Origin of the sequence: Clostridium bowmanii (genome assembly GCF_018861315.1) — a bacterium.
Taxonomy (GTDB): Bacteria; Bacillota; Clostridia; order Clostridiales; family Clostridiaceae; genus Clostridium_AD; species Clostridium_AD bowmanii.
This window is the reverse complement of record NZ_JAHLDL010000011.1, coordinates 1-12,493: the sequence shown is the minus strand read 5'-3', so window position 1 is coordinate 12,493 and position 12,493 is coordinate 1. Positions and strand designations below refer to the sequence as shown.

The window sequence follows — 12,493 nt, the reverse complement described above, 5'->3', positions numbered from 1 at the left end:
GAAATTTGTAAGTTATAAAGAATATATAATATGCAAACAAAATTATTATTGGAAAAAGTGGGTTTAAAGAAGGATAATGCATTTTTTTGTCGAATAAAATTATATTGTGAATTTATATAAGTAAGGTGGTAATAATCTATTGATTGCTGAAGATGTCATCCGAAAAATAAAGGAACAAAATGATATTGTGGATGTAATATCTGAAAGAGTTAAGCTTAGAAAAGCAGGAAGAAATTATATCGGTCTTTGTCCTTTTCATAATGAGAAGAGTCCTTCTTTCACTGTGTCCCAAGATAAACAAATTTATAAGTGCTTTGGATGTGGTGAAGCTGGGAATGTAATCAGTTATATTATGAAGGACAGGAATGTGAATTTTCCTGAAGCTGCAAGGGTCCTGGCTGAAAGGGCAAACATTAGTATAGAAGAAGACAATGAAGAAAATAGTGTGCAAAAAGACATGTATAAAAAAATGTACAATATTAATGTGGAAGCGGCTAGGTATTTTTACGGTAATTTAAGAAAGGATAAAAAAGCTGAAGCATATTTCGTAAACCGAGGTATCACAGAAATTACTATGAAAAAATTCGGGTTGGGGTTTTCCTTTGATAAATGGGATGGTCTGTTATTACACCTGAAAAAGAAAGGGTACTCGGAACTTGATTTATTTAATATAGGATTAATTATTAAAAGTCCTAAAGGGTCATATTATGATAGATTTAGAAATAGAATAATGTTCCCTGTGTTTGATTATAAAGGCAAAGTCATCGGATTTGGAGGAAGGGTTTTAGATGATTCCAAACCTAAATATTTAAATTCACCTGAGACCCCATTATTTCATAAAGGATTAAATCTTTATGGATTGAATTTTGTAATTAAAAACAATAGATCGCGGACAATTATAATTGTAGAAGGATATATGGACTGTATTTCACTTCATCAATATGGGTTTTCAAATGTTGTTGCATCGCTAGGTACGGCACTTACTATTAATCAAGCAAAATTATTAAAAAAACATGTAGATACAGTTATTATTTCATATGATGCTGATTTAGCAGGACAATCAGCAACATTAAGAGGACTAGAGACATTAAGAAATGAAGGTTTTGATTTAAGGGTGCTTATAGTTCCTAGTGGTAAAGATCCTGATGAATATATAAAAAATAGTGGAAAAGAGGCATTTCAAAATTTAATAGACAATGCTCTTCCCATAATTAATTATCGAATTAAAAGAGCCGGGGATGGAATAAATTTTGGTAATAGTGAAATGATAATACAGTACGTTAAAAAGGTCACTGAAATTATCGTAGATTTAGATCCTGTTGAAAAAGATGTTCATATAAAAATGATTTCTGAGGCAACTGGTATCAAAGAACAAGCAATATATGACTTATTAAGAGAAGAAATTAACAAAAATGCAAAAAAAACTCAAAAAATGAATATACAACAGGATTTTGGACAAAAATTATATTTAGAACCAGCTTATATTAAGGCTGAAAGAAATTTACTAAAATTTATGTTTATAAACGAGGAAAATTGCGATTATATTACGCAAACCATGTCCATAGATCAATTAGTACTTGAAAGCCATAAAGTTATATATAAATTAATTGTTGAATATAAAAATTTAACAAGTGAAGAGAAAATCGAAAACATTGAATTTAGATGTAACGATATAGAATGTACAAAAGAATGGATAAATACTATGGAGATCGAAATAACTGTAGACGAAGAGCACCATAAAAAATTTATTAATGATTGCATCAAACAACTGAAAAAATTCAAGTTAGAGGAGTCGAAAAAAGAAATTATGAATAAAATCAAAAAATATGAATCAGAAGGCCTGCTAGAAGAATCAATGAAATTAGCCCAAAAGCTTATAGATGTGCAAAAGGATATAAAGCAATTATAAATTAGAAAGGAGGTAATACCATGAAGGATAAAAGTTCAAAAATGGTTTTAGTCAAGAAACTTATTGAAAAAGGCAAGAAAAAGGGCACCTTAACTTATAAAGAGGTAATGGATGAACTTTATGAAATAGATTTAAGTCCAGAACAAATAGAAAAAGTCTATGAAGTTTTGGAATCAATGGAGATAGATGTTGTTGGGGATATGCACGAAGCTGCAGCACCTGCTACAGGAGCTCAAGCCGAGGTTGAACCAGAAACTGAAGAACTTGATGTTAGTATACCTGAAGGAATATCTATAGATGACCCTGTTAGAATGTATTTAAAGGAAATAGGAAAAGTTTCTCTATTATCATCCAGCGAGGAAGTCGAACTTGCTAAAAGAAATGAAGAAGGAGATCTTGTTGCTAAGAAAAAACTAGCAGAAGCTAATTTAAGATTAGTGGTTAGTATAGCTAAAAGGTATGTTGGCCGTGGAATGCTGTTTTTAGACCTTATTCAAGAAGGTAATTTAGGACTAATAAAAGCTGTCGAAAAATTCGATTATAGAAAAGGCTATAAGTTTAGTACATATGCTACCTGGTGGATTAGGCAGGCAATAACTAGAGCAATAGCTGACCAAGCAAGAACAATAAGAATCCCTGTGCATATGGTAGAAACTATAAATAAGCTTATTAGAGTTTCTAGGCAACTACTTCAAGAACTTGGACGGGAACCACAACCAGATGAAGTTGCAGAAAAAATGGAAATGCCAGTGGCAAAAGTTAGAGAAATTATGAAAATTGCACAAGAGCCAGTATCTCTTGAGACTCCTATAGGTGAAGAAGAAGATAGTCATTTAGGAGATTTTATTCCTGATGATGATGCACTAGCGCCAGCAGAAGCTGCTGCATTTACAATGCTTAAAGAGCAATTAATCAACGTTTTAGATACATTGACTCCAAGAGAAGAAAAAGTTTTAAGATTAAGATTTGGACTAGATGATGGAAGAGCTAGAACACTTGAGGAAGTTGGAAAAGAGTTTAATGTAACTAGAGAAAGAATTAGACAAATCGAAGCCAAAGCTCTACGTAAATTGAGGCATCCAAGTAGAAGCAAAAAGCTGAAAGATTATTTAGATTAGATTATTTTATGGAGAAGAGAACATCTTATTTAGATGTTCTCTTCTTGATGTAAAATTATGGAAAAATGTTTACAAAGTGGATTCAAAATGATATAATTTGGTTAAGAAGGTGATTTAATGGATAGTTATGTGACTAAGGGAAAACGAGGTATTGGGTTTATGCTTCTCATGGGTGTATTGTATAATATATTAATCATAATATTGCTCAAAATTACTAACTCATACATTGTAGCTAGTCTGTTAAAACTTTTATTAGTGGCTTGTAATATATACATTATATATTACATATTGCTTTACTCATCACTTAAATATACGATAAACGAAGAAAATATTGTTATTTATGCTATTGGGTCCTTAAAAAAAATAATTCTACCATTAAATGAAATAGAAGGATATACTATGTCAAGTGGTACAATTAAAGGGGTTAAGCTTTACGGAATAGCCGCCAGTAGCTTTGCCTTGGGTAGGTTTGTAATTGATAAAATTGGAATATCTAGAATGTTTGTTACAGATAATAAAAATATTATTTACCTGAAAACTAAGAATATGAATTATGGAGTTTCACCTGTTGACTATAATAGCTTTGAGGAAGCATTAGAAGGACATGATATTCATAGGGCAGAGTGGAAATATAAAGTAAATAATAGCTATAACCTTCATAAAGATAAGTATTTTATTTTACCGTTAATGTTAGTAAGTATAATAATTCTAATTTTAACTCTAAATCCATTTATATTATATTTAAAACATTTGATACCTAATACTATGCCCTTAAACTTTGATGCACAGTTTAGTCCAATAAAAATGGGTACAGGTAAACAATTTGCTTTTACTCAGATGATTTATGGAGTATTAAACATGGCATTGCTTTTTTGCATGTATTATGCAAGCTATTTTTGCGCAAAATATGATAGAAAATCGGCATATAAATTTATTTATATCTCACTGTTTGTGGCAATAATATTTTTGATTATGCAGTTTAAAATATTAATTAACTTTAGATAAGGGTGAAAACTATGGAGCTTAGTATAAGATTAAAAACAATTGCAAGTATGGTAAAAGAATGTGATACTATTATCGACGTAGGAACGGATCATGGGTACGTTCCTATTTATTTAGTCCAAAATAGTGTAATAAAAAGTGCCATTGCCTCTGATATCAATAGGGGTCCCGTTGAAAAGGCACAAAATAATATTACTCAAAGCAATGTATCAAAGCAAATTACCTGTAGGCTGGGGAGTGGATTATCTACAGTTGTGGTGGGAGAAGTTCAGATAGCCATTATTGCAGGCATGGGTGGTAATTTAATTAGAGATATTTTAGAAGCAGACTTGGACGTAGTAAAGCAATTTAAATATATGATACTTCAACCAGTTCAAAATGCTGAGGTATTAAGAGAATATTTGTATAACACTGGATATGATATCTTTGATGAAGAGATTTGCAAAGATGATGGTAAGTATTATGAAATTATTAAGGTGAAGTATAATAATAAGCCTGTAGAAGTAGACAATATATATTATGAGATAAGCAAAATATTATTAGATAAAAAAGATGCAGTAATGAAGAGCTTTATAGAATATAAACTGCTAAAATACTCAAAAGTTTACAATGCTTTAAAAGAGGAAACGGTTTTATCTAAGGATAGGAAGCATGAGCTTTATCATATTATAAGGCTACTTAAGGAGTTTTTAAAATGGTTTTAAAAGTAGAAAACATTGAAGATATTATGGAAAAGTTCGCACCAAGTATGTTAAAAGAGGATTACGATAATGTAGGACTCATGGTGGGGGATAGCGAGAGTGAAGTTACAAAAATTTTAATTGCACTGGATTGTACGTTGGATGTTATATCCGAGGCTGTGGATAGGGGATGTAATTTTATATTGACACATCATCCGCTGCTTTTTCTAAAACCTAAAACTATTACTGTGAATACATTAGTAGGTAAAAAAATTATTGAGTTAATTGTAAATGGGATAAATGTATATTCTAGTCATACCAATTTAGATTCTGCTATGGGTGGGTTAAATGATATTGTCACTGAGATTTTGGGATTTAATAATTATAAGATTATTGAGCCTTCAGCAAACACTGATTGTGGTGAAGGTAATTCTGGTATTGGAAGATTAGTAAGTTTGGATGAGCCTATTAAACTTATGGAATTATGTGAAAAAGTAAAAAAAACGTTAGACACAGAATATATAAAGTATGTAGGGGATAATAATAAATTAATAAAAACTATTGCCATTATAAATGGAAGCGGAGAAGACTTTTTTGACACCTGCGTAAAATTGGGAGCAGATTGTATTATTACAGGCGATACTAGGTATCATCATGTTAGTGATTTAAAAGAAGAAAATATAGCACTAATTGATGCTGGACATTTTGCAACAGAATGGATACCCTTTAAAATATTTGCAGAAAAATTTAAAAGTAGACTTCTAGAAAATGGATACAATAATGAGATTATTATTTCAAAACATACTCAGGATCCATATAAAGTCATGTAGTAAAAAGTACCATTTGCGTTCCATTTAATATTATGGTATCATTACTATGCAAGTAAGCCAGACAATCGCTGCTAAATATTGCATGCAATACTTAGAAGAGGAAAGTCCGAGCTCCATAGGGCAAGGGTGCTGGGTAACTCCCAGTGGAGGCAACTTTAAGGAAAGTGCAACAGAGAGATACCGCTAAAGGTACTTCAATAGATTAGCTTGCTAAGCTTTTGAGTATACTAGTAAGGATGGAAAGGTGAGGTAAGAGCTCACCAGCGCAATGGCGACTTTGCGGCTATGTAAACCCCACCTGGAGCAAGATCGAATAGGAGAACATTATGGGACTGCCCGTCTCGTTCTCGGGTGTATCGCTTGAGCTTATTGGTAACAATAGGCCTAGATAGATGATTGTCTAATACAGGACTCGGCTTATAGGTTTACTTGTACCATTGAAAACACTATGTTTAACACATGGTGTTTTTTATTTTGCCACCGGTTTGCCACCCAAAATTATAGATATTATGGGGAGTTAGATATCAAATTTTAACTTTTCTAAAACTTAATCTTTTGTCATAAATAAAACAACTACTTTAAATTAAATTTTTTCCATTTTAAGGCGTAGTATAGAAGAAACAAACTGATATACTTATATTATCAGTTTTAATTATAGTAACTAATTTAATTTTGTTTTACCACCGCGATAGCGGTTTAGGGCTATTATTATAATGTGTCGCAATCCACTAAGGGCAATAGCCCTTTTTTAATTGCTGTTTTTTAGGATGTTATTTTTAAATATAAATGGTTACCGTACCCCGTCATCCTCCTACCCTTATATAAATTATAAAAAAAAGTACCCATAGTCCAAACATTTTTTTAAAGTATCCATTCTATAGGTACCAGTTTACCTGTAAACTACCAACACAATCAATGCAATAACAATTTGGAATTGTGATTATTAAAATAAAGCTATTGATTATCTAAAGTGTAACTGCGAATTTGACGAAAGTCTCTTAAATATCGATTTACCAAGTAATATTCAATTTAAGAGATTATAAATTGCAGCAGAATGTACATCGTTATCAAAATCGCATTGAATCACATTTCCTTCGTGAATAATCAAGTCTACTTATTTTCAGGAAGAGGTTTAGATTAATACACCTATAATCATCGTAAACTAAACAATGTGAATTTTATAGGAAAACAACATAATTTAAAAATTAATATTAAAAAAAACCTTGACAAATATATACAAAGGTAATATATTATCTTTATAGGTAACCTATTACATACTAAGACAATATATTAAAATACAGAGAGGAAGTTAATTATGAGTAAGGTTGATAAGATGAGTGATAAGCAATATCTATTTGGAGTGATTTTCATAGTTGCTAACAGAGTGGATACTATGCTTGAAAGAGAATTTAAACGATTTGATATTACTACAAAGCAGTGGTTCTTATCAGTTATTATTAAGAATTTGTTCGATAAACCACCTACAATGAAGGAAGTTGCAAAGGAAATGGGAAGTTCTCATCAAAACGTTAAACAGGTTGCTTTAAAGCTAGAGCAAAAGGGATTATTGATTTTGCAAAAGGATAAAAGAGATGCCCGTGTAACCAGACTAAAGCTTACAGAGAGTAGCTATGATTTTTGGAAAAAGCTTAGCGAGGAAGGGACCACGTTTACGCAAGCATTATTTAAAAATATAGATAAAGGTGAATTAGAAGTTGCAAGAAGGGTAATGCAGAAGATGCAGCTAAATATTAATGAGATGGATAATGATAGTGATGGTGTCAAAAATTCTGAATAAGATTTAAACATATTATAAATAATAAAATTAAAAAAGGGGGATGGATTACTGTGAGGAAGTTTATTAAAATTACTTTAGGAATCATTTGTTTATTGGTATTAATTATTGGTGGGACTGGTTTTTATATGACGAGGGGATTAAATCCTGGCAAAAATATGGTTATTAACTCCATTGAGGCTTCACAACTTAAAGATGGTGTCTATAAAGGTAAGTATAGCGGGGGAAGATGGTCAAATGAGGTCGATGTTACTCTAAAAGATAAAAAAATAACTCGGATTGCTATTGTTAAAAATGTGGTCTTTGAAAAAACAGAAGTATCTACAGAGCTGATTAGCAAAGTTATTAAAAAACAGGATACTAATGTTGATGTTATAAGTGGTGCTACAGTTACGAGTAAATCATATCTAAAATCAATAGAAAACGCTTTGTCAAAATAGAAATTAAAAATTGTTACAGGAGCTTATAATATATGAAAACAATAATTATTTATAGTAGTACTTATGGCTATACAAAAGATTGTGCTAGCGAGCTTTCAAAACAGCTAAAAGGGGAGGTTTTGCTTGTCAATGTGTCCACAGATAAAATTCCGTCATTAAACGAATTTGATAATGTTGTTATCGGAGGATCAATATATATGGGTCAGATTTCAAAAAAGATAAAGGCGTACTGTACCTCAAATATAGATTTACTTAAGAATAAAAGAGTAGGATTATTTTTATGTTGCGGCTTGCCTGAAAACCTTGAAAAAAATATTAAAAATTCATTTCCAGAAGAATTATTGAAAAAAGCGATATCATTACAATCTTTTGGGGGAGAACTAAGGGCTGAAAAGATGAAATTAACACATAAAATATTAACTGGATTTATGAAAAAGTCAGCGGCAAAAGAAGGAAAAGCTCTTGCAAAACAAATGCCAGAAAATATTGCGAAGTTGGCAGCAATTATTAGTAAATGAGGGGTTTGAAAAACTAAAGGAGTTAATAAATAATGAAAAGAGGTAAAAAAATTATAATTTGGATTATAGGTGTTATTACTTTGTTTATTTTAGGAATAGCAATATGGTTTAATATTCCTTATTCACCCATCAAATCAAAGTTTACAAAATTAACAAATTATCAAATAGCAAAAACGAAAATTACGGAAGGGGTGTTTACCACAGAGGATATTTCAAAACTACCATTACCAGTTCAAAAATATTTTAAATATTGCGGATATATTGGGACACCAAAAATGTACAACATGAAAGCCTACTATAAAAATGTCGATTTTGTGCAATCGGATAAAAAGTTAAAAATAAATTACACCCACTATAACTTTGTAGATAAACCTGAAAGGATTGCTTTAATAGACACAAGTATGTTTGGGATACCTTTTGAGGGTATAGATGCATACCAAAATGGCGAAGGTTCAATGAAGGGTGTTTTCGCAAAAGCTATAACTTTATTTAACGAAAAGGGTGCAGCTATGAATAAAGCGAGTCTTGCTGATTGCCTTGCGGAAGGTCTTCTAATGCCAAACCTTGCTTTACAAGACTATATTAAGTGGGAAGAAATTGATGAAACTAAGGCGAAAGCTACTATAACCTATTATGGAATATCTGCAAGTGGAATTTTTTTATTTGATGCTAAGGGTGCAATGATAAGCTTCACCACCGATGATAGAGAGTATAATGATGGTAATGGAAAAACACAAAAGGCGAAGTGGTCAGCCCTTTGTGGAGATTATAAAGATATGAATGGAATTAAGTACCCAACTAGTCTAAAGGGTGTATGGCACCTTGATACAGGAGACTTTATATATTTCGATAGTAGTAATATGGTCATAAAATATAATGTTAAGGAATAAAGTTATAGGGTTTTAGTAATTGGAGGTAGGTAATGAATGATTATATAATAATAAGTAATTATATGCATAACGAAAAATATAGGCTTAGCTTTAATAAATTATCAATGGATATTTTTGAATCTGATCCTGAGAAATGGTATGAAAAGAATCTTTACTATAATAAATGTGCTTTTTACTCTTATATTTATCATGATAAAGTAGTTGCAAATATATCTGTAAATATGATGGATTTAATTGTAGATGGACAAAAGAAAACAGCATTGCAGCTATCAGGTATAATGACACATCCCGGTCATAGGAACAAAGGTCTATCTGCATCATTAATTAATTATATTATAGATAAGTATGAAAATGAATACGATATTATTTATCTTTTTGCTGAAGATAGTGTCTTAAGTTTTTATACAAAGTTCGGATTTAAGCAAATCATTGAAGATTCCTATGAATTAGATACAAATCAGATTAATAAAAAAGAAATTGTGATAAAAAAACTTGAAATTAACGATGAAAATGATTGTAACACTATTTTAAGAATTATAAAAAATAGACAACCAGTATCTAAAAAACTTGGTGTGTTTAATGATCTTTGGCCTCTACATATTTTCTGCATGTATCTATATATAGATGATATGTATTATTTAGAAGATGAAGATACTATAGTAATTGGAAACAGAGAAGATGGCTGCGTTCATATATATGATGTAGTAAGTCTAGCACCTATTGATATAGATAGTATTATTGAAAAAATTGTAACTCCAGATGATGAAAAAATAGAATTCCATTTTATACCCGAGAGTAACAAATATAATATACTTAAAGTTTCAAAAGAAAGACCAGATGATTGGTTATTTGTACGGTCTAATAATACTGTATTTAAAGAAGTATTATTTCCACTTACTTCACAAGTGTAAGGTGGATGCGTTGTTAGTATAATTAATATTAGGCTATGTTAGACATAATTCGTGATATTGTACGTATTTTCGTGTATGTGTTATTAGTAGTGGACACAGCAAAAATATGCGAAATTTAATACTTAATTGATGAGTGTCGGGAATGCAGTAGTTATACGAAATTTCAAAGTAATAGATACAATTCTTATGCTGTATCTTCTGATTTAAATAACAATGTATATTGTTAAACGTAAGAGCATAGATATTATTTTTATTTTTTAAAAATAGCAACATGTAATTTTATGGTTTATAATTTATATATAGGTTAGTGTTTGACCTATTGCCAAGGCACATTTCCCATCCCAAGTACGCAGTGTATATTTATAACTAACTAGAAATACTCAATTGTTTGTCTAAATTTGAGACTCAACTACGATGTATTTTAAATAAATAAGAAACATATAATTTTGATATATTTATTTATTATTAAAGGGGGCAAATGGAATGAGGAGTATTCAGGATAATAAGAAATTAAGAAGTCTAATAATTTTAATAACTCCAATATTTATACTTATTTTCTGCAACTTGGTTGCAAGAATATCAAGCTTTTACTTAAAAGAATGGGCATGGACATCAACAGCCGTATTATATTGGTCTGTTTTAGGTTTTGTGACTTTTGCAACAACAAGAAGGGAAGAAATAAAAAGTTGGTTTCAAAAATCACAAAGTAAATTATGGATAGTAATACTCATTTTGTTGGGATTAAGTCCATTTCCCATTTTGTTTATACCTAATTATAGTTTGCTAGATAGTACACATTTGGTAATTTTTTGGCTTTTATTTGCACCAATTAACGCTTTTTTCGAAGAAATATATTGGAGAGGTTTAATTTATAGTACAAATATTAGTATTTCTAAATGGGTTGTATTGATTTATACTACAATAATTTTTGCTATTTTACATCCGTTAATGTGGGGAGTATTTTCTGAACCGTTGAGAGTTCCTTCTTTTATAGGAATTGCTTTTTTATTGGGGATTATGTTAAGTTTGGGATACTTGAAAACTAAAAGTTTGAAATGGGCAATATTCTCACATTGTTTAATTGATTTGGGTAACTTATCTATAATAGTGTTTATGAACATTTATAAAATACCAGGAAATTAAAACCCTTGAGTGAAATGTTGATGACAGTACATTTTGTTCTAGATTTATGCATTTTATAAATCAATTTAAAAAGCGAAAGGTATATTTTCTAATACATAATTTTCATATATTGCACCACAACATTATGTGGTATGAATCATATTCAAGGATAACCGAAGTAGGTCTTGGCCAAAGTGTAGTGGCTAAACTCCGTATAACAAAATGTTGCCGTTCGCCTTGGCTGAGAGCGTACTTTTAATTAGTCAAGTATTGTACTGAAGTGCATCTTACTAATTAAAAAATTTGCAAAATCATCGCCAAGGCACATTCCTTCACCAAGCGCGTCGCGCTAGGGTTCAGAAACGTCGGCAACAGGTCACGTTATGTGACATTTCAGGTCTAACTGAAATTTTCTTACGCTGTTAGTGATTTTTAGCTATTAAAATAAAAAAGATATTCCATATTGGTATTTTAATACGCTGTTCTGTGAAGAAGAAGATTGGAGGCACTTTATGGACATAAAATATCCAGACTATAATAATTCTATTGTAAATTTGGCTTGCTCGGTATTGAAACATTACGGAGCAGAAAATCACAATGAAACTTTACCGATTTTTGATAATTATTTAAAGAAAAATTACAAAAATGTGGTGGTCATGTTATTAGACGGATTAGGAGTAGATGCATTAGAACACCATCTTGATAAAGGAAGTTTTTTGAGAAGGCATTTTGTGGAAGCGATATCTACTGTATTTCCACCTACTACAACGGCGGCAACAACTTCTATTGAAAGTGGATTGACGCCAAAGGAACATGGGTGGCTTGGCTGGAGTTTATATTTTAGAGAAATAGACAAGATTGTTAATGCTTTTATTAACATAGTAGAAGATAGTGATGAAAAGGCTGCTGATTATCATGTGGCTGGAAAAATAATTCCTTATAAAAGCATATATGATATTATCAATGACACTGGTAATGCTACAGCTTACAGTGTTTCACCTTTTGGCACCAATAAAATCTCATCACATATTGAAATGTCTGATGAGGTAGAAAGACTCTGCAAGCTTGATGGAAATAAGTATATTTATGCATATACTCCACAACCTGACGCTACTATGCATGAATATGGCTGCTATAGTAGTGAAGTAACTTCGTGGGTGACTATTATCTCACTTCTCGAATAAGGCTCATTATCCTAGAAATATGATTATCCGAGAAGGATCTCTTGAGATCGCATAAATTCTAGAGATTCTCATGTTTTTCTCGGATAATCTAATC

General features: G+C 30.9%; 12 protein-coding genes and 1 other RNA gene. All 13 read left to right on the top strand.

Annotated features, from left to right (window positions below; genetic code table 11):
• Positions 1–139: 139 nt before the first annotated feature.
• The 13 genes from dnaG to KPL51_RS08950 all read left to right on the top strand — a co-directional run bounded on the left by dnaG (position 140) and on the right by KPL51_RS08950 (position 12,399).
• Positions 140–1,909: a DNA primase gene (gene dnaG / locus KPL51_RS09010; protein ID WP_216159816.1), complete on the top strand. Its 1,770-nt coding sequence runs from the start codon at positions 140–142 to the stop codon at positions 1,907–1,909.
• 20 nt (positions 1,910–1,929) lie between these two features.
• The gene (gene rpoD, locus KPL51_RS09005) at positions 1,930–3,027 is read left to right on the top strand and encodes an RNA polymerase sigma factor RpoD (RefSeq protein WP_216159814.1); all 1,098 of its coding nucleotides are present in this window, start codon (positions 1,930–1,932) and stop codon (positions 3,025–3,027) included.
• A 117-nt stretch (positions 3,028–3,144) separates the two neighbouring features.
• A complete protein-coding gene (locus KPL51_RS09000; RefSeq protein WP_216159811.1) occupies positions 3,145–4,032 on the top strand; it encodes a PH domain-containing protein in 888 nt (295 codons plus the stop codon).
• An 11-nt stretch (positions 4,033–4,043) separates the two neighbouring features.
• Positions 4,044–4,733: a tRNA (adenine(22)-N(1))-methyltransferase gene (locus tag KPL51_RS08995; protein WP_216159808.1), complete on the top strand. Its 690-nt coding sequence runs from the start codon at positions 4,044–4,046 to the stop codon at positions 4,731–4,733.
• Positions 4,724–5,539, top strand: coding sequence for a Nif3-like dinuclear metal center hexameric protein (locus KPL51_RS08990; RefSeq protein ID WP_216159805.1), 816 nt, complete (start codon positions 4,724–4,726; stop codon positions 5,537–5,539). The genes KPL51_RS08995 and KPL51_RS08990 overlap by 10 nt, the downstream gene beginning before the upstream one ends.
• Positions 5,540–5,588: 49 nt before the next feature.
• An RNA gene (gene rnpB, locus KPL51_RS08985) (RNase P RNA component class A) lies at positions 5,589–5,975 on the top strand.
• An 879-nt stretch (positions 5,976–6,854) separates the two neighbouring features.
• Positions 6,855–7,337, top strand: coding sequence for a MarR family winged helix-turn-helix transcriptional regulator (locus KPL51_RS08980; protein WP_216159802.1), 483 nt, complete (start codon positions 6,855–6,857; stop codon positions 7,335–7,337).
• A gap of 50 nt (positions 7,338–7,387) precedes the next feature.
• Positions 7,388–7,774, top strand: coding sequence for an FMN-binding protein (locus tag KPL51_RS08975; protein ID WP_216159800.1), 387 nt, complete (start codon positions 7,388–7,390; stop codon positions 7,772–7,774).
• A gap of 32 nt (positions 7,775–7,806) precedes the next feature.
• A complete protein-coding gene (locus KPL51_RS08970; RefSeq protein WP_216159797.1) occupies positions 7,807–8,292 on the top strand; it encodes a flavodoxin domain-containing protein in 486 nt (161 codons plus the stop codon).
• A 32-nt stretch (positions 8,293–8,324) separates the two neighbouring features.
• Entirely contained in the window at positions 8,325–9,182 is an 858-nt protein-coding gene (locus KPL51_RS08965; RefSeq protein ID WP_216159794.1) for a DUF6544 family protein, read from the top strand.
• Between the two features lie 32 nt (positions 9,183–9,214).
• A complete protein-coding gene (locus KPL51_RS08960) occupies positions 9,215–10,093 on the top strand; it encodes a GNAT family N-acetyltransferase (RefSeq protein WP_216159791.1) in 879 nt (292 codons plus the stop codon).
• Between the two features lie 483 nt (positions 10,094–10,576).
• A complete protein-coding gene (locus tag KPL51_RS08955; protein ID WP_216159788.1) occupies positions 10,577–11,236 on the top strand; it encodes a CPBP family intramembrane glutamic endopeptidase in 660 nt (219 codons plus the stop codon).
• Positions 11,237–11,727: 491 nt separating this feature from the next.
• Positions 11,728–12,399, top strand: coding sequence for an alkaline phosphatase family protein (locus KPL51_RS08950; RefSeq protein WP_224853994.1), 672 nt, complete (start codon positions 11,728–11,730; stop codon positions 12,397–12,399).
• The last annotated feature ends 94 nt before the right edge of the window (positions 12,400–12,493 follow it).